The sequence below is a fragment of the Novosphingobium sp. SG720 genome (genome assembly GCF_012275365.1).
Taxonomy (GTDB): Bacteria; Pseudomonadota; Alphaproteobacteria; order Sphingomonadales; family Sphingomonadaceae; genus Novosphingobium; species Novosphingobium rhizosphaerae.
In genome coordinates this window covers 1,656,943-1,674,010 of record NZ_JAAZQN010000001.1, presented here as the reverse complement: position 1 = coordinate 1,674,010, position 17,068 = coordinate 1,656,943, and the positions used below count along the sequence as shown (strand labels likewise).

Annotated in this window: 16 protein-coding genes; 9 read left to right on the top strand and 7 right to left on the bottom strand. The window is 67.3% G+C overall.

What is annotated here, in order from left to right; all coding sequences use genetic code 11:
- The first annotated feature begins 35 nt into the window (after window positions 1-35).
- From FHW94_RS23690 to FHW94_RS07530, 5 genes are all read left to right on the top strand, one after another.
- On the top strand, window positions 36-1,331 hold the full coding sequence (locus FHW94_RS23690) for a HAMP domain-containing sensor histidine kinase (protein ID WP_168555040.1): 1,296 nt from the start codon (window positions 36-38) through the stop codon (window positions 1,329-1,331).
- The gene (locus FHW94_RS07545) at window positions 1,328-2,005 is read left to right on the top strand and encodes a response regulator transcription factor (RefSeq protein ID WP_168555039.1); all 678 of its coding nucleotides are present in this window, start codon (window positions 1,328-1,330) and stop codon (window positions 2,003-2,005) included. The genes FHW94_RS23690 and FHW94_RS07545 overlap by 4 nt, the downstream gene beginning before the upstream one ends.
- A gap of 69 nt (window positions 2,006-2,074) precedes the next feature.
- Window positions 2,075-4,537, top strand: a complete 2,463-nt coding sequence (locus FHW94_RS07540; protein WP_168555038.1) for a TonB-dependent receptor — start codon at window positions 2,075-2,077, stop codon at window positions 4,535-4,537.
- Between the two features lie 223 nt (window positions 4,538-4,760).
- Window positions 4,761-6,503 carry a GGDEF domain-containing protein gene (locus FHW94_RS07535; RefSeq protein ID WP_168555037.1) on the top strand — a complete coding sequence of 581 codons (1,743 nt, stop codon included), beginning with the start codon at window positions 4,761-4,763 and terminating at the stop codon, window positions 6,501-6,503.
- Window positions 6,504-6,591: 88 nt separating this feature from the next.
- Window positions 6,592-7,188, top strand: coding sequence for a TetR/AcrR family transcriptional regulator (locus tag FHW94_RS07530; protein WP_168555036.1), 597 nt, complete (start codon window positions 6,592-6,594; stop codon window positions 7,186-7,188).
- Here FHW94_RS07530 and FHW94_RS07525 read toward each other — a convergent pair.
- A complete protein-coding gene (locus FHW94_RS07525) occupies window positions 7,178-7,720 on the bottom strand; it encodes a DUF2141 domain-containing protein (RefSeq protein WP_168555035.1) in 543 nt (180 codons plus the stop codon). The two genes, FHW94_RS07530 and FHW94_RS07525, sit on opposite strands and share 11 nt — an antisense overlap.
- Window positions 7,721-7,824: 104 nt before the next feature.
- On the opposite strand from FHW94_RS07525, the gene FHW94_RS07520 reads away from it, so the two are divergent.
- Both FHW94_RS07520 and FHW94_RS07515 read left to right on the top strand, forming a co-directional pair.
- A complete protein-coding gene (locus tag FHW94_RS07520; protein ID WP_168555034.1) occupies window positions 7,825-9,027 on the top strand; it encodes a hypothetical protein in 1,203 nt (400 codons plus the stop codon).
- Complete coding sequence (locus FHW94_RS07515) at window positions 9,024-10,337, top strand: oligosaccharide flippase family protein (RefSeq protein ID WP_168555033.1); 1,314 nt, start codon at window positions 9,024-9,026, stop codon at window positions 10,335-10,337. The genes FHW94_RS07520 and FHW94_RS07515 overlap by 4 nt, the downstream gene beginning before the upstream one ends.
- A gap of 10 nt (window positions 10,338-10,347) precedes the next feature.
- On the opposite strand, the gene FHW94_RS07510 is transcribed toward FHW94_RS07515, so the two are convergent.
- From FHW94_RS07510 to FHW94_RS07495, 4 genes are all read right to left on the bottom strand, one after another.
- Window positions 10,348-11,109, bottom strand: a complete 762-nt coding sequence (locus FHW94_RS07510; RefSeq protein ID WP_168555032.1) for an NTP transferase domain-containing protein — start codon at window positions 11,107-11,109, stop codon at window positions 10,348-10,350.
- Window positions 11,106-11,999 carry a hypothetical protein gene (locus FHW94_RS07505; RefSeq protein WP_168555031.1) on the bottom strand — a complete coding sequence of 298 codons (894 nt, stop codon included), beginning with the start codon at window positions 11,997-11,999 and terminating at the stop codon, window positions 11,106-11,108. Before FHW94_RS07505 ends, FHW94_RS07510 begins: the two co-directional genes overlap by 4 nt.
- The gene (locus tag FHW94_RS07500) at window positions 11,996-13,000 is read right to left on the bottom strand and encodes a diacylglycerol kinase family protein (protein WP_168555030.1); all 1,005 of its coding nucleotides are present in this window, start codon (window positions 12,998-13,000) and stop codon (window positions 11,996-11,998) included. The genes FHW94_RS07505 and FHW94_RS07500 overlap by 4 nt, the downstream gene beginning before the upstream one ends.
- A 181-nt stretch (window positions 13,001-13,181) precedes the next feature.
- Entirely contained in the window at window positions 13,182-13,739 is a 558-nt protein-coding gene (locus FHW94_RS07495; RefSeq protein WP_168555029.1) for a DUF159 family protein, read from the bottom strand.
- A 250-nt stretch (window positions 13,740-13,989) separates the two neighbouring features.
- Here FHW94_RS07495 and FHW94_RS07490 point away from each other — a divergent pair, with 250 nt between their 5' ends.
- Together FHW94_RS07490 and FHW94_RS07485 are read left to right on the top strand one after the other, a co-directional pair.
- Window positions 13,990-15,312, top strand: coding sequence for an Hsp70 family protein (locus FHW94_RS07490; RefSeq protein ID WP_168555028.1), 1,323 nt, complete (start codon window positions 13,990-13,992; stop codon window positions 15,310-15,312).
- Window positions 15,309-15,779 (top strand): GreA/GreB family elongation factor, encoded by a 471-nt coding sequence (locus tag FHW94_RS07485; RefSeq protein WP_168555027.1) that lies wholly within the window; start codon window positions 15,309-15,311, stop codon window positions 15,777-15,779. The genes FHW94_RS07490 and FHW94_RS07485 overlap by 4 nt, the downstream gene beginning before the upstream one ends.
- On the opposite strand, the gene FHW94_RS07480 is transcribed toward FHW94_RS07485, so the two are convergent.
- Both FHW94_RS07480 and FHW94_RS23565 read right to left on the bottom strand, forming a co-directional pair.
- The gene (locus tag FHW94_RS07480) at window positions 15,770-16,057 is read right to left on the bottom strand and encodes a hypothetical protein (RefSeq protein ID WP_168555026.1); all 288 of its coding nucleotides are present in this window, start codon (window positions 16,055-16,057) and stop codon (window positions 15,770-15,772) included. The two genes, FHW94_RS07485 and FHW94_RS07480, sit on opposite strands and share 10 nt — an antisense overlap.
- A 36-nt stretch (window positions 16,058-16,093) precedes the next feature.
- The gene (locus FHW94_RS23565; RefSeq protein WP_168555025.1) at window positions 16,094-16,675 is read right to left on the bottom strand and encodes an HU family DNA-binding protein; all 582 of its coding nucleotides are present in this window, start codon (window positions 16,673-16,675) and stop codon (window positions 16,094-16,096) included.
- Between the last annotated feature and the right edge of the window lie 393 nt (window positions 16,676-17,068).

The window sequence follows — 17,068 nt, the reverse complement described above, 5'->3', positions numbered from 1 at the left end:
GGCTTTTGCCGGCCCCCCCGCGATGATGGCGCATCGTGGAACAAGCCGCCGTCATCCTCCCTTCGGCCCCGCCGGATCGCCGCCTGGCCTGGGGCGCAAGCCTGGCGGCAGCGCTGTTTGCCGTGCTTGTGGCCGCGCTTGCCGGGCTGGTCGTGGCCTTTGCCATCAGCGCGCGGGGGGCCAACCGGCAGTTCCTGCTGGCCAGCCTGTCGGAACGGCAGGCCGCGGCGGTCGCGCGTATCGTGGCCTTGGCGCCGGCCGGCCCCGGGCCGGCGCTGGACCGGGCCTTGATCGATTACCGCGCGTTGATCGCTGCCGAAACGCGCGAGGCCGGCGGCGAGACAGACGATCACCAGCGCCGCGAACTGGCCCGCGCCGAGGCGCTGGCCAATCTGGCGCAGCACCCTGATGCCAATGCCCGGTTGCAGGCCCTGGCCCATGCGATCGACGCGCAGGAGCGTGGCGAATTGCAGGCAGGCCGCGCCGCGCTGGCGCGCGCGGGGCAGCAAAGCATGATCCTGGCCGGCCTGCTGGCCGCCGTGGCACTCGCCTGCGCCGGCTGTGGCGCATGGCTGCTATGGCGCAGCAACCGCGCCCTGGCAGCCATGGTGCGGGCCCGCACCGCCCGGATCGAGGCGGTGGATGCCTCGCGCCGGTTGTTCTTTGCCAAGGCCAGTCACGAGTTGCGCACCCCGGTGGCTGCCTTGCGCAGCGCCGCCGAAGTGGCGCTGGACCAAGGGGATGCTGACCCGGCGTTCCTGCGCGAAACCCTGGGTCATGTGGTGGCGCAGGCCGGCTTTCTCACCCACCGGATCGAGGAACTGCTGGGCCTGGCCAGCGCCGACGATGGCCGCCTGGCGCTGGATGATGCGCCATTCGATCTGGGCGCGGTGGTGGCGCAGGCGGTGGCCGCTGCGCGCAGCTATGCCGCCAGCGTGGACGTGACGATCGAACTGGCGGCACCGGGCGCCGCATTGCCCATGCAGGGCGATGCGCGATGGCTGCGCCAGGCGCTGCTGGCGGTGATCGAGAACGGGTTGAAATTCGCGCCGATGGATTCGGCCCTTGCCGTTTGCCTCACGCCCGGCAAAGGCACGGCGCAGATTACGGTGAGCGATCGGGGGCCCGGTGTGATGGAAAGCGACCTGCCGCGCATTTTCGATGCCTATTATCAGGCGCAGGAAGGCCGCCAGCGCGGCGGCAGCGGGCTGGGCCTGGCGCTGGCGCGCTGGGTGGTGGAACAACACGGCGGCACCGTCGTCGCGGAAAATCAGCCGGCGGGCGGCTGCCTGATCCGCTTTTGCCTGCCCTTGCAAGGGCATCGCGCATGAGCGCGGTCTTGCTGGTAGAAGACGACGCCGGGATCGGCCGCGCCGTGGTGCATGGGCTGGGCGGACGTGGCCTGGCCGTGCGGTGGCTGCGCCAGGGGGCGGGCGTGCTCGCGGCCCTGGCGCGCGAGCCGATCGCCACGGTGGTGCTCGACCTTGGCCTGCCCGATGCCGATGGCCTGGGCCTGTGCCGCGATATTCGCGCCGCCGGGCATGGCATGCCCATCCTGATGCTGACCGCGCGAACCACGCTGGACGATCGCCTGGAAGGCTTTGCCGCCGGGGCAGACGATTACCTGCCCAAGCCCTTTGCCTTTGCCGAACTGGCGGCGCGGGTAGACGTGCTGGTGCGCCGGGCGGCACAATTGGTGCCCCCGCCGATCGCCTGGCGCGACCTGGTGATCGATCGCACGGCGGGAACCGCCGCCTGGCAAGGGGCGCCGCTCGCGCTCGAACCGCGCAGCCTGGCCCTGCTGGCGGAACTGGCATTGGCGCGTGGGGACGTGGTCGCGCGGGCCACGCTGGTCGATCGCGTGTGGGGCGCCGAAGCCGTGATCACCGACAACGCGGTGGATGTGGCTGTCAGCGCGCTGCGCAAGCGGCTGTCGCCCTGTGGCCTGGGCATTTCGGCAGTGCGCGGCCAGGGATTTCGCCTGTCATACTTTGGGTCAGCCTGAGCGGTCGCTCAGGTTCTTTGCGTTTCGGCCTGTTACGGCACTGCCCACAACGACACGAGGGGGCAGGGAATGGCAAAGGGGATGTGGCTGCTGGCCGGGGTTTCGCTGGCGGAGTGCCTTTCACCCGCTGGCGTGGCGCCTGCTCTGGCCGATGAACCGGTCAACCCGGACATTATCGTGCGGGCAACGCCGCTTTCGGGCGAGGCCGACGAAGTGGGCAACGCCAAGGCGCTTGAAACCACGCACGCGGTAAGCGTGGCCGAACATCTCGCCCGCACCGCTCCCGGCGTCACCATCAACGAGATCCAGGGCAACCCGCTGCAACCCGACGTGAACTACCGCGGGCTGACCGCCTCACCGTTGCTGGGCACGGCGCAGGGTCTTTCGGTCTATCTCGACGGGGTGCGCGTCAACCAACCGTTCGGCGATGTGGTCAGCTGGGATCTGATCCCCACCGGCGCGCTTGCCGATGTCGATCTCGTTTCCGGCGCCGCGCCGCAGTTCGGCCGCAACGCGCTGGGCGGGGCATTGGTCTTGCGCAGCAAGAGCGGCAAGACCGATCCCGGCGTTTTGGTCGAGGCCTCTGCCGGATCGTTCGGCCGGGTCACCGGCAGCGTGGCCGCCGGTGGCGTGACCGGCAGCGGCGTGGACTGGTTCGTGACCGCCGATCATTTCCGCGAAGATGGCTGGCGCGATCTTTCGCCATCGCGCGCGACGCGGGCGCTCGCCAAGCTGGGGTGGAGCGACGCGGCCTCTGCCCTGTCACTCACCGGCCATTTTGCCGATACCAACCTCAACGGCAACGGCCTGCAGGAAATGCGCCTGCTGGCCGCAGACCGCCGCAGCATCTACACCGCGCCCGACAACACCCGCAATCGCATGGGCATGGTGGTGCTCAATGGTGAAACGAGCCTTGCGGGCGGGCTGCACCTGCGCGGCAATGCCTTTTGGCGGCACATCCGCACCACCACCTACAACGGCGACGTGAACGACGACGCGCTGGGCGAAAACCTCTATCAGCCCAACGGCGCCGAACAGGCCGCGCTGACGGCTGCGGGCTATACCGGTTTTCCCACCTCGGGCGAAACCCAGGCCAACACGCCCTTTCCCAAATGGCGCTGCATCGCCAATGTCCTGCTCAACAGCGAGCCCAACGAGAAGTGCGACGGACTGGTCAACCGCTCGCAAACCAGGCAAAGCGAATGGGGCGCCACGCTGGAAGCGTCGGCCACGCTGACCAGCGGCCCGCTGCGGCACGACCTGACGCTTGGCGGGTCCTATGTGGGCAGCACTGCCCATTTCACCCAAAGCACCCAGTTCGGCTATCTCTTGCCCGATCGCACCGTGGTGGCGGTCGCGGGGCCGGGCGCCTTTGCCGATGGCACGCAGGATTCCGAAAACGCCTATGATGCGCGGGTCGATCTGCGGGCGCGCTCCACAGTGCTCTCGGCCTATGCGCTCGATCACGTGGCGCTCGGTCAAGCACTGTCGCTCGATCTGGCGGCCCGCTATGACCGCGTGGCGATCCGCAACCGGGATGCGATCACGCCGGGCGGCGGCACCGGCTCGCTCGACAGCAGCCCGGTCTACCAGCGGGTGAACCCGGCGGTCACGCTTACCGGCAAGGCCAGCGACGGCACCACGCTGTCCGTGGCGTGGAGCCAGGCCAGCCGGGCGCCCTCTGCCGTGGAACTGGGTTGTTCCGATCCCGAAAGCCCCTGCCGCCTGCCCAATGCGCTGGCCGGCGATCCGCCGCTGCGCCAGGTCGTGGCCCGCACGCTGGAACTGCGCCTGGATGCCGGCAACCGCTGGGGCCATGTTCACGCCAGCCTGTTCCGCACGCAAAGCAGCGACGATATCCTGTTCGTGGCCAACGATGCCTCGGGCTACGGCTATTTCCGCAACTTCGGCAAGACGCGGCGGCAGGGTGTCGAACTGTCGGCCGACGCGCGGCTGCACCGCTTCACGTTCTCCGCCAGCTATACCCTGCTCGACGCCACCTACCAGTCTCGTGAAGTGGTCAACGGATCGGGCAACAGCAGCAGCGATGCCGAAGCGCCGGGCTTTGAGGGGAACATCACGATCCGTCGCGGTGACCGCATTCCCCTGCTCGCACGCCACACGGCCAAGGCCGCGATCGGGTGGGAGGCGGCCAACTGGTTGACGATCAACCTCGATATGGTGGCGGTTTCGGGTGTCTATGCCCGCGGCAACGAAAACAACGCACATCAGGCCGACGGGGTCTATTACCTGGGGCCTGGCAAGACCGATCCCTATGCCGTGTTCAACCTGGGGGTCGAAGCGCGGCCGCATGCGCGGCTGACCGTTTTCGCCACGGTGCGCAACCTGTTCGACAAGGATTACGCCACCGCCGCCCAGCTGGGTGCGACAGCGTTCGACGGGCAGGGCCGGGTGGTGTCGCGCCCCTTCGCCGGCCCGGTGATCGATGGGGAGCGCCCCCTGGTCAATTCCACCTTCCTGGCCCCCGGGGCGCCCCGCTCGCTGCAGGTGGGGGCACGCCTGCGGTTCTGAACAGTTCCATCCCCCCGGCGGCCGGTCGCCCCCCATTCCGACCAGCTGCCATCCCCCGCCGGCCCGGCGCTCCCCCCAGCGCCGGGCCGGATTTTGACCGGCGGTAATCATTTGCACAGGGGTTTGTGGCAAGACGCAAACCATGACGGGTTCGCAAGCAAGCGTTGGCAGACAATGGCATAGGCGCCAAAGCACGGGGCGCCGCCTGCTCTGCGCACTGCTCTTGCTGCTACTGTTTGCCGCTCCGGCCGCGTCAGCCTGGGCGGCTGCGCCAGACCAGTGGATCACCCTTTCCAACACCTGCCACGCCATCAGCGCAACCCCTGCGCCCGGTCGCGACTTGCCGCTTCCAGGGCAGTTTGTCTGCCGGGGCGAACCCCAGGGGTACCAGCACGGCAGCCTCTGGCTGCAGGTTGGTGCCACCACCCTGGCGCGTGCTGGCGCACAGCCGGTGGTCATGGTGCACTCCTCGCGCTTTGACGCGCTGCGAGTGGGCTTCTTCTATGCCGATGGCAGTGCCGAATGGCAGGGCGTGGCGCATGGCAACTATGGCGCCCGCTGGCGGCTGGGCGGGCAGATCGCGTTCGATCCACCCCTGCGCGATGCGCCGCTCACCCGGATCGTCTTGCGGTTCGATCGCCTGGCGTCTGCGCCGATGCTGCGCATGCGCCTGGTCGATAACGGCGCGGCACAGTTGCAGGCCACCGCCATGGCTTGCATGATCGGTGCGGCCTTGATGCTGTTGACCGTGGGCGCGCTGTACAATTTCGGCCTCGCCCTGGCCGTGCGCCGCCAGTTTCCGGCCTGGCAGGGCGCGTGGGCCACCTGCATGGTGGCCTGGGGCGCCCTATGGTCGCAGTTCCACCTGTTTTTCGTGCCCGCCATGGCAGGTGCGGTATCCGCCCAGGCGTGCATCGCGCTTTCGTGTCTTGCCACGCTGCTCGGCACGCTCAGCCTGATCACGGCGATAGACCGGCAGCATCTCCCCCCATGGCTGGCGCGCACCACGCTGCTGGTGGCGCTGGTCTGTGGTGGCCTCGGCGTGCCGCTCAGCCTGATGCGCAGCGGGCCGATGGAGCTGTGGGCGCAAGTGCTGGGCCTGCTTGTGCTGCTGCTGCTGGCGCTGGCGGGCGCCTGCCTGGTTGTCGCATGGCTGCGGGGCAGCGCGGCGGCGCGGGCATTCGTCGGTGCTTGGGCGGTGCCCATGCTGGTGATGGGCCTTTCGGGCGTGATCGACACCAACCACGCCTTTTGGGGTGGCGGGTCGCAGATGATGGTGCTCGCCGCATCCGCCTGGCAGACGGTGTGGCTGGCCGTGGCGGCAACCCGCCGCTTCATGGGAATGCGGATCGAGCGGGATCGCGCGCTTGTGGCCGAAGCTGCGGCGCACGAGCAGGCCCGCCGCGATCCGCTGACCGGGCTGCGCAACCGGCGCGGCTTCATGGCCGCGATCGCCCCGCTGTTCGATCGCGTCGTCGAGGCGCCCGGCGCAGCGCTGGACGATGGCGATGCACTTGCCCTCTTGCTGCTCGACGTGGATCGCTTCAAGGCCATCAACGACACCCACGGCCATGATGCGGGCGACAGCGTGCTGATCACCTTGGCCAAGCGCCTGGCGCGCTGGGAAGCGCCGACGTGCGTGCCGGCAAGGCTGGGCGGCGAAGAATTCGCGCTGCTCGTCAAGGGCATGGGCCGCTTTGCCGCGCTGCAGCTTGCCGAAAGCGTGCGATCGGGGCTGAGCGGTTGCGACCATTCGCCCATTCTTGGGCCAGGCCAGGTCACCGTCAGCGTGGGCGTGGCCATGGCGCGCCCCGGCGATGACTTTGGCACGCTCTATCGCACGGCCGACGCGGCGCTGTACGCGGCCAAGCATCAGGGCCGCAACCGCGTGGTGATCGCGCCCGATGTGCTGTGTTCCGATGGCACGGTAAGCCAGCGGGCCGCGTTTGCCGGGTCGGGTTCCTAGGCCTCTTGCCCAGCGCGGCGGCGCCGCTTAATCCTGGGGCAACGGCGGCATGCAGACTGCCATGCAGCGATCGAGGGAGGCCCTGGATTTGGTCCGAAGGAAGCGTAGCGAAAGCCAGGCCCAAACGCGCGAGCGGCTGCTGCAGGCCGCGGCAGACCTGTTTCGGCGCGATGGCTATGCGATTACCTCGCTCGAACGGATCGCGGAAGTTGCCGGCTACACCAAGGGCGCGGTCTATTCCAATTTCGAATGCAAGGAAGCGATCTATCTGGAAGTGTTGGAGGCCGACGCCGTCAGCAATCGCGAACAATTGCTGGAACGCCTGGCCGCCGCCGCCGACGCCGATGCGGTGATCGAAATCCTGGCGCAGTGGGCGCAGGAACGCTCGCGGCATGGCGGATGGTCGCTCTCGGTGCTGGAACTGGCGCGCACGTTGCCGCCGGGCTCACCCTGCCTGGCGCGGCTGGAAGACATCGTGCGCGAGGGCTGGCGCGGATTGGGCGGCTATCTGCGCACCCGCTTTCCCAACGGCGCCGCAACGGGCGAAGTGCTGGGCGCGCTGCTGTTCGAGATCGCTTACGCGCCCGCGCTCACGTTCCTTTCCACGCCCGATGCCGGCGATCTGGTGCGCCTGGTGCTGCCAGCGCAGCTTGGCTTGGCAGAGCAGCAGCCGGTCATCGCGTAATCGGGCCGATCGAAAGCCCGCGCCGGTATTGCATCACCACCGCCACGTTGACCGAGCGGCCGTTCACCGGCACCGCGCTTTGCGTGAACGACGGCTTGAGACGCATCAGCGAGAGGTGCGGGTTGCGGGTGAAGCCGCCACCATCGTTCCAGTCGGACTTGCCGTTGCCGTTGGCATCGTGGCGCACCGCCACCGCATAGTCGCCTGGCTGGTTGATCGGAAAGCAGAAGTGCATCGGTCCCGGCGCGCGGCGAACCTGTTCGATGCGCATGACCCACTGCCCTTTGTCGAGGAAGCGGGCGCCGCCCGGGCCGTAGAGTTGCGCGCGGACCGTGCCGGTATCGTTGACGAAGCCGCTCACTTCCACTGTCAACGCCGGCTGGCCGGGCAGGCAGCCTTGGTCGGGCGTTCGCACTTGTGCTTGCGCGACGGCTTCGCCACCCAGGGAAAGCGCCAGGCCGCAAGCCGCCAGGGCGCTGATCAGGCGCGCGTCCATCCGGCGGGCGCGGGTCATCATGGCGTGATTATTCATGGCATCTCCTGTGGCCGGCGTGCAGCGCGCGATGTAGGTATGCACGCGCCCATGCCAAGCGGTAAAAGGTTGCAATTCTCGATGAATTGAGAGAGCGCCGGCGCATGGCGGACGACATTCTGTTCCTGTTCAATCACGATGCCCCGCACCAGGTTGCGCATATTGCCGGCATCGCGCGGGCGCTGATCGAAACGGGCGCGCCGGGCCAACCCATCACGTGTGCCACGGCAACGCCGGCTATCCGCGCGCGGGTGGAAACGATCCTGGGTCCTGATGCGGCCGCACGGGTCGGCTGGTTCGACATGGCCCTGCCGGCCTGGCTGGAAGCGACGCTTGCCCTGCCCAACAAGGTCGCGCCGGTGCGCCGGCTGATGCGGTTGCGCCATCACGCCGTGCGCATCAACGCGGCCCGCGTGGTGGTCAGCGCAGAGCGCACGTGCCTTTCGGTCCGCGCGTCCGATGGCCGCGCGCGCTTTGCCTATGTTCCGCATGGGGCGGGCGACCGCATGGTGTCTTATCATCCCGAAAAGGGTGGGTTCGACCTGATCATGGTGAGTGGCCACAAGACCGCGCGCGAAATGGTGGCGCGTGGCGTAGCCCCGGCCGAACGGCTGCGGGTGATCGGTTATCCCAAGTTCGACACGATCGACCTTTCGCAGTCGAAAAAGCTGTTTTCGAACGATAATCCAGTGCTGGTCTACAACCCGCACTTCGACCCGCTGCTGTCGAGCTGGTACGACCACGGTCCCGCGCTGCTCGATTGGTTCACGCAAGGCGAAGGGCAGGGCTACAACCTGATTTTTGCCCCGCACATCATGCTGTTTGCCAAGAAACTGCATGTTTCGCTCGAATATCGCACAGCGCGCCTGCGCCCCGGCATCGATCCACGCTGGCGGGCGGCGCCCAATATCCTGATCGACACCGGCAGCACGGCGCTCGTCGACATGACCTACACCCTCGCGGCGCAGGCCTATATCGGCGACGTGTCGAGCCAGGTCTATGAATTCCTGGTCAGGCCACGCCCGCTGCTGTTTCTCGACGCGTTTTCGCATGATCCGCGTTCGCGCGAAGGGGCCTATCCGGCCTGGCGCGCCGGCGATGTGGCGCGCGATGCTGCGGGCCTGGCCGCCTTGATCCCTGGCGCCTGGGCGCGCCACGCCACCTATCGCGCGGTGCAAGAGGCGATTTTCGACGATACGGTTTCGCATCAGCCCGGACACCCGGCGGTGCAGCGCGCGGCCGATGCGCTGTTGGAATTGGCCCAGGCCGGGCCTGCGAGACGCGCCGCGGATGGAGCCCACGCGTGACCGCGCGATCGCGGTGGCGCGGGGTCCTTGCCAATCTGGGCTGGCTGTTGGCCAGCAATGCACTGATGGCGGTGCTGTCGCTGGTCTATATCGGCATGGCCACGCGCACGCTGGGGCTGGCTGATTTCGGCCGCTTTGCGCTGATCACCGGGACGGCGCAGACGCTGGCCATGCTGGTCAGCTTCGAAACGTGGAAAGTTGTGGTGCAATACGGGCTCGCGCACGAGGGTGCCGGAAACCCGCGCGCAACCTGGCGGCTGGAACAGGCGGCCGCGCTGATCGAGGTGTGCAGTGCCGGCGTGGGCATCGGCCTGGTCATCGCGCTGTTCCTGCTGTGGCCCACGCCATTTGGCATGGATAGCGCGGTGGTGCCATTTGCCATCGGCTATGCCGTGGTGCAGTTGGTCACGCTGCGCTCCACCCCCACGGGCATCCTGCGCATGCGCGATCGCTTTCGCCTGGCAGCCATGGCCGATAGCGTGCAGCCGATCGGCCGGTTGATCGGGGCCAGCCTGGCCCAGTGGTTCTGGCCCGACCTGGCGGGATTCCTGCTGGCCTGGGCGGTGGCAGAGCTTTTGACTTTGGCGGCAACCTGGGCGCTCGCGGCGCAAACCGGCGACGTCCGTTCGCTGTTGGCCGCCACGTTCGATTGGCGCGCCGTCCGTGCGGAAAACCCCGGAATTGCGCGCGTGCTGATCAGCACCAACGGCCAATCCACGTTGGGCCTGGCCGCGCGCCAAGCACCTCTGCTCCTGGTTGGCGGCTTTGCCGGGGCAGAGGCAGCCGGCGCCTTCCGCCTGGCCGCCCAGCTTGCCAATGCGCTGTCCAAGCTGTCCATCCTGTTGACGCGTGCCGCCTTTCCCGAAATCGTCCGGTCGATCCGCAGCGCCTCGCGTGCGCGTTTTCGGTCCGGCGTGCTGCGGCTTGGGCTGGCATGCCTGGGCGCGGCAGGCGCGGTCATGGCGCTGGTGGCCGTGTCCGGGCACGACCTGCTGGTCCTGGTGGGTGGGCACGATTTCGGCGCGGGCTATATCTATCTGCTGTGGCTGGCCGGGGCTGGCGCGATCGAACTCGCCGCCGCCGCGTTCGAACCGATCCTGCTCTCGGTCCATCGCGCGCTTTCCGCCACCGTCGCCCGCGCTGTGGCGGTTGCCCTGCAGATCGCCTTGATGCTCGTACTGCTGCCCCGCATCGGCGCGCTGGGCGCCAGTATCAGCGTCTTTGCCGGCTCGGTCGCGGCCAGCGTCCTGTTGGGCGCGGTGCTGTGGCATTATGCCATGCGCCATGGTTTGGAAGAGGCGGCCACGTAAGCGCGCAGTTTCAGGCGGCCGGCGGGCCGTCCACGATCTGGCGCGCCAAAGCCAGGTCTTCGGGCTTGTCGACGTCGACGGCGGCAAGCCCGTGAGGGCTCGCCACGGCTTCCACCGCCAGCCCGGCACGGCGGCCCAATTGTGCCATCGCCTGGCGCAGCGAAAGCCGCCCGACGGCATAGCGCAGCAACAGCCATGGCCCCAGGCGCCATACGATCCGCCAAGGACGCTTGCGATCACGCTCCACCGATTGCCAAAGGGCAAAGGCATCGGCCGCGCGCGGCGTGGCAAAGTGGAAGAGATTGCAGCCCGACCATTGTCCATCGGCAAAACGCAGCCAGGTGCGACGGGTGTGCGGAACGGCCGCTTCCACCACATCACGCCGCGCCAGCAATACCGATACATCGGCCCCTGGCGCCACCGCACGGCGGAAATCGTCAATCCACTGCGGCTGCAACAGTGCGTGATCGGCCGTGGTCAACAGCATGGGCGCGCCCAGTTCGGCAAAACCACGCGCGGCGCTTTCGCTTGGACCACTGGCAGCCGGAACCAGGCTGCAACCGAGTTCGCGTGCCAGTGCCACCACTTGCGGATCGGATGCGGCCACCGCCACGCGGATGGCGCCAGCCGCGCGCAAGGCACGCACCACCCGCACCAGCATGGGCACACTGCCGACGGTGACCAGGGCCTTGGCCGCCAGGCCCTCGCTCGCTGCAACCGGATCGTCTGGCCCGCGCGATCCGGCCAGCACAAGTGCCGAAAAGCCGTTCATGCCCGGCGCGCCTGCCAAAGGCGCAGCAGCACGCCCGGCGCCGCGAGGATCGGATGGCGTTCGCGCCATGGCGTCAAGGCAAGGCGAAGGCCGGAATGGCGCTCGATCTTCCACAGGGCATAGCGTGCGGCGCCGTCAAAGGTGAAAGCGGCCTTGATGAGCCGCAGTGCGTTGAGCGGCTTGCCCAGCGTGCGGCGCACAGCCCAGGCGCGTCGCCAGCGCAAGCGCCAGGCCGGAGGCACATCGGGATACCAATCCTGCGCCGTGCCGCCCAGCAAAATGCCCTGGCTGGCCCAGGCCAGCGGCAGCATAGTGCGGAAATGGGTGGGATCACCTGCCAGGATCGTGTCGCTCCGTGCCGGCGGCTCCACCCGCAATTCGGCGCGATACGTCTGGCGAAACAGCGCCAGCCACCAGGCGTCTGCCGGGCCATGATCGGGGCCCAGCGCCAAGGCAAAGCGCGCGGCGGTCTCGATCGCGGTGGCAACGGCGTCGCATACCGCCTCGGCCATGGCGGCGTCGGCATGGACCAGCAAGCGCGCGGGCTGGCTGAAACGGGCCCACACGGTGGTGTCGACGCCCCGGCCGGCCGCGGCACGACGGAAATGGTCGAGCGAGAGCACCGCCACTTTCGCGCGCACTGTCACCTGGCCCAGGTTTACCTCATGATACCCCACATCGGGCCACAGCACGGCGCCCGCGCCCCGCGCCCCGCGGCGGTGGATGACGTAGAAATCCACCACGCCTTCCAGATCGTTGCGCCGAAGGTTGGAGCCATAGAACAGCACGGCGTCACCGCCCAGGCGCGCGCAGACCTGCCGCGCGGCGGCCACGATCTCTGCTTTCACCGGTTGGGCCAGCATGGCCGCGACGGCGGGCCTCAGGCTCATCCCGCCACCACGAACTGGATCGGCCGGCCGCGGCTGATGATCAGGTTGCCGCCGGGGAACTGTTCACCATCCAGGATGAACCCGCGATCGAGCGACAGATAGACCTTGTCCACGTCGCGCCGCAGATAGCCATCCGCCTCCAGTTGGGGCGATTCCTTGCCCTTCATCACCGACAGGAAATTGCGATAGAGCGCGCGAGGCGGCGCTTTCACCGTCAGGAACTTGAGCCCGTCACGCGCCCGGCCGAATGGACGCAGGCCCACCGGCATGCGCCGCAGCGTGGAGGCGAGCATCAGGTAGACCCGCTCGGCAAAGACGTCCACGCCGTTGCGTGAAACCCGCGCCATGTCACCCCGGCGCCAATTGTTACGCGGGCCGCCCAGCAGGCTCTTGAGCAAGGCCATCGCCACGGTCAAAGCCACGGCAATGTTGTTGAACATGCCCTTGCGGTGAACGCGCTGCGCCAGCAGCGTGGCGCGGCTGAACACGCCCAGCCCGAAAATGAAGCCCAGCTGATCTGGCAGTGCGTTGTTGTTCCAGTGAATATGCACCGGTTCACGGTCCGCCACGCGGTTTTCGGCATGGGCGCGGATGGCATCGCCCAGATCCCAATGCGCGGGCAGGCCAAGATCGAGCGCCAAGGCGTTGGTCTTGCCCGATGGGATCACCGCCACCCGCGGCAAGGCGCCGCGATAGACCATGTGCGCCACGCTCAAGACATCGCGCACCGTCCCATCTCCGCCGTCGATTACAATGAGTTCGACGCCCTCATTGGCGAATTGGGTGAGGATGCTGACCAGTTCGTTGCGCGACGCCGGCTCCCGCTTGAACACCACCGCTTCGGGCAGCGCCGCAGGACGCGAGCCGCCATGGTTGCGGTGGCTGCGCGGATTGGCGATCACGCCCACGCGGGGCACGGGCCGGGTGATTTCCTGGGGGGCGAAATCCCTGGCGCGAATGATGGCGACGCCGCCACCGTGGTTGTTGAATTCCTGTCTCATTTCCACTCGATCTGGATCGCGCCGGCCATAGGCGCAGCGCTTCGACGTGACGGTCCCTGAAAAGCTCCAATGGTGACCGCAACGCCGGATTCCAAGATAGGTTTCCAAAAAAAACGTATAATCGGAGGAAAACTGCACAGATCACCCCGCGTTTGGCACCGCCCGCGGCAAGTCTTTGGAATCACGCACCCAGTTCGGCGATCCGATCGGGATGGACAGGGCGGACCAGGCTTTCGACATCCTTCCAGCCTTGCGCCAACCACTGCATCTGCTCCGCCGCATTCAACAGCAATGGCACTGAAGTGGGCATGCCGGCGGGGCCGGACAGCGTGTCGACGGCGACGGTCAGCACGGCAAAACTGGGCACTTCGAAATCGCGCCAGATGCCGGCAAATCCCATGATCGGCGCATCGGGCGATCGCCACCAGCGGCGCGGGCCGCCGGCGCGGAAATGTGTGGCGGGAACCACGCAGCGCATTTCGGGATGGCGCAAGGTGCCGATCCAGAACGGACTTTCCACGTTGCGCACAGTTGTGACGATATGCTGGCCGCGCGGCGGTGGCGGCACGCCCCATTGGCGCGGCACGATCCGTCGGCGCCCGTCGCGCCCCCGCACCACGACGGGGGCATAGCCACCGGCGCGGACAGCGCCACCAGCCCACACATCGCCATTGCGATCGGCACCCAGCGCCTGGGCAACGGCATCTGCGGTGGCGTCGAGGGTGTAGGCGAGCGTCATGATAGCCGCGCTTGTGCGGCAAGGCGGCCGTGGTGCCAAGCGTTTCACACCGGGAAATGTGGCGATGGCAGGGCTGGCCTTGCCGTGCGGACTGGCGCAGGCTAGCGTCAGATCATGTTTCACCCTGCTGCCGGTGGGCGATCCGCTTAGGCGATCACCCACCGGTCTTTTCCCGCCAGGCCGCAGTTGCGCCCGGGAAGACACCCTGCCATAGCCGCGCGCCCCGATGGCATTTGAAAGGACGGCGCGCATGGCCGCCACCACGCCGGCCCCGCGCGCGGTCGGAATCGATTTCGGCACGACCAATTCGGTGGTCGCCTGCTCTTCCGGGGCGGGTGACGCGCAATTGGTGCCCTTCGCCACGCCCGATGGCAACGCCAGCGTGTTTCGTACCGCGCTGTGCTTTTGGCAGGATGATGGCCCGCGCGGCGCCCTGGCGCATGAAGCCGGGCCCTGGGCGATCGCCGAATTCCTCGACTTTCCCGGCGGCAGCCGCTTCATTCAATCGTTCAAGTCGGTCGCGGCCAATCCCACGTTTGATCACGCCAATCTGTTCGAAAAGCGCCTGCGGTTCGAAGAACTGGGCCAGGTGTTCCTGCGCCACCTGGTGGCCCGTGGCGGCGCTGTGCTGGCCGATTTGCCCGACCGCGTCGTGGTCGGCCGGCCGGTGCGCTATGTCGGCTCGCGGCCAGACCCCGCCCTTGCCAGGCAGCGGTATGACGCGATGTTCGGCGTGCTGGGCCGACCAGTCCATTATGTCTATGAACCATTGGGCGCGGCGTTCAGCTTTGCCCGTCGGTTGCAGCGACCCGCCACGCTGCTGGTGGCCGATTTCGGTGGTGGCACCAGCGACTTTTCGCTGGTGCGGGTCGATGCACCGGGGGCGGCGCGCCGTTGTCTGCCGCTCGGCTCAGCCGGCATTGGCCTGGCCGGCGACCGGTTCGATTATCGCATCATGGATCGCCTGATCCTGCCGATGCTGGGGAAGGGGGGCACCTATCGCTCGTTCGACAAGGTGCTGGAAATCCCCGATGGCCATTTCACCGACTTCGGCGATTGGTCGCGCCTGGCCTTGATGCGCAATCGGCGCACGCTGGAAGAACTCGCTCGCCTGCGCCGTGCCGCCAGTGATCCCCAGGCGATCGCGCGGATGATCGCGGTGGTGGAAAACGAACTGGGCTATCCGCTCTACGACGCCGTGGGCCAACTCAAGCGCGCGCTGTCGAGCCAGGACGAAGCCCGCTTCACGTTTGAAAGCCCGCATCTGGCGCTCGATGTGTCCGTGCGCAGGGCCGAATTCGAATCGTGGATCGCGCCCGATCTTGCCCGGATCGGCGAAACCGTCGATGCGGCGCTGGCTACCGCCGGTCTGGCGCGCGACGCGATCGACCATGTGTTCCTCACCGGAGGCTCCTCGTTGATCCCGGCGGTGCGGCAATTGTTTGTCGATCGGTTCGGCGCGGGGCGGATCGAAAGCGGCGAAGAATTGACCTCTATCGCCCATGGCCTTGCCCTGATCGGTGAAGAGGCCGACATGGAAGCCTGGACGGCGCAGGAAGAGGACCCGGCATGAGTGTGGCTTTTCGCCGCGAAAGCGATGACGAACATCTCGAACCCAAGTTCGAGCGGCCGATCCCGACCGGACCCAACCTGGTGACGCCACGGGGACTGGAGCAGATTGCTGCGAAGGTGGCGGAGGTGGAAGCGCAAGTGGCTGCGCTTGCCGATGAAGATGCCCTCAAGGCGGCGCGGCGCGACTTGCGCTATTGGAGCACGCGCCTTGCCACGGCGCAGGTCATGCCGCCGCCATCGGGGACAGTCGTCGAGTTTGGCGCCACGGTTACCCTGCGGCACAACGGCAAACTGCGCACGATCACGCTGGTGGGCGATGACGAGGCCGATCCGGCGGCGGGCCTGCTGTCATTTTCCGCGCCCCTGGCGCGGGCCATCATGGGCGCCGAGGCGGGCGAAAACGTGGATTTCGGCGGCAAGGCCGATGCCGTGGAAGTGCTGGAAATCGGCAGCCGCGATCAGGCCTGATCGCCGGCCTGCAGGCCTGCCTCTCGTTGGATCTGGTCCAGCATGTCCATGAAATTGCGCGCGGCGTCCTGTGCGGCAGGATCGGGGAAGGCCACGTCGAGATCGGGCGCATTGCCCAGGATGTGCATCAGCGCCCACATCGCAAAGCGCCGGCCGGGATCACGTTCCAGGCCGAAATCAACGGAAAGGCGTTCCATGCCGGCGGCGAGGACCGCTGGCGTGGCCGATCCGGGATCGGTCACGCCGAAATAGCGGCGCATCTGGTCGTCGAAATCCACGAAACGCCTTTCCGAAGAAAAAGCCAGCGGCGGCTATCAGCCGTTCAGCTTGTCCTTGAGCGCCTTGGCCGGAGCGAAGCTCAGCTTGCGCGAAGCAGCGATCTGGATCGGTTCGCCGGTCGAGGGGTTACGGCCTTCGCGGGCCGGCACGTCCTTGACCTTGAACTTGCCGAACGCGTTCAGCGAGATTTCCTCACCCTTTGCAGCGGCTTCGGCGATGGCGGCGAACACGGCGTCAACCGTCTTGCGGACCTCGGCCTTGGCAATGCCCTGGCTGGCGGCAACGGCATCGACAAGTTCAGTAGTGTTCATGGTAGCGTTTCTCCAAAATGCTGCGTGGGGCCTAACGCCTGATTTGCGTGCTGTAAATCGGCGGAGAGATGAAGAACCGTGGGTTTGCGTCCGTTCGCATGGCGCGGGGCTTGCGGAAAACCGGGCTTTCGGCCGGCTCGGCACGGCAATGAAGCGCTTGTTGACGCAGTGCAGCAGGGATGTTGGCCATGGGTGACGCACAGGAAATACCGGCCTGAATGGCCAGTTTGCGGGGCGGGTGGAGGCCTTGGGCGAAGCGACGATGCCGCGCCGCTGGCAGGCACGATCTGCGCCTGATCGTGGCATCGTTGCAGGTGAAACAGCCTGAAAACAAGGATGTGCAAAAGTTCGGGCGGCGTCCTGCGATCTTCCGCAAGACAGCGTGGATCAGGCGTTAACCAAAACGCCCGGCGCAGTGGCGCTGTCCTGCTCGAACGCGGGTGGCGGGGCACATATTGCGCATCTGCGGCAAAGGTCTTGGCGGGCCGGTTTTGCGCAGGCCGATGGCGCATCCCAGACCTATGAATTTTCCGAAATGGACCCAAAAACGAGAGGCATGGGCCATGCTGCCCCCCTTGATGCGGGGCGGATTCGCCCGGCAAAGTGGCGTGCCGATTCTCGGGGGGCGAGGGGGCGGGATGCGTTCAATTCATAACCATTATGATACGGATAAAATCCCTGTTGTTGAAAAGCGCCAGC

Bases quoted from the DNA above. Each gene is read 5' to 3' on its own strand.
- FHW94_RS07545 (WP_168555039.1), top strand. From the start codon at position 1,328: ATGAGCGCGGTCTTGCTGGTAGAAGACGACGCCGGGATCGGCCGCGCC.
- FHW94_RS07540 (WP_168555038.1), top strand. From the start codon at position 2,075: ATGGCAAAGGGGATGTGGCTGCTGGCCGGGGTTTCGCTGGCGGAGTGC.
- FHW94_RS07525 (WP_168555035.1), bottom strand. From the start codon at position 7,720: ATGAATAATCACGCCATGATGACCCGCGCCCGCCGGATGGACGCGCGC.
- FHW94_RS07520 (WP_168555034.1), top strand. From the start codon at position 7,825: ATGGCGGACGACATTCTGTTCCTGTTCAATCACGATGCCCCGCACCAG.
- FHW94_RS07510 (WP_168555032.1), bottom strand. From the start codon at position 11,109: ATGAACGGCTTTTCGGCACTTGTGCTGGCCGGATCGCGCGGGCCAGAC.
- FHW94_RS07505 (WP_168555031.1), bottom strand. From the start codon at position 11,999: ATGAGCCTGAGGCCCGCCGTCGCGGCCATGCTGGCCCAACCGGTGAAA.
- FHW94_RS07500 (WP_168555030.1), bottom strand. From the start codon at position 13,000: ATGAGACAGGAATTCAACAACCACGGTGGCGGCGTCGCCATCATTCGC.
- FHW94_RS07495 (WP_168555029.1), bottom strand. From the start codon at position 13,739: ATGACGCTCGCCTACACCCTCGACGCCACCGCAGATGCCGTTGCCCAG.
- FHW94_RS07490 (WP_168555028.1), top strand. From the start codon at position 13,990: ATGGCCGCCACCACGCCGGCCCCGCGCGCGGTCGGAATCGATTTCGGC.
- FHW94_RS07485 (WP_168555027.1), top strand. From the start codon at position 15,309: ATGAGTGTGGCTTTTCGCCGCGAAAGCGATGACGAACATCTCGAACCC.
- FHW94_RS23565 (WP_168555025.1), bottom strand. From the start codon at position 16,675: ATGCCACGATCAGGCGCAGATCGTGCCTGCCAGCGGCGCGGCATCGTC.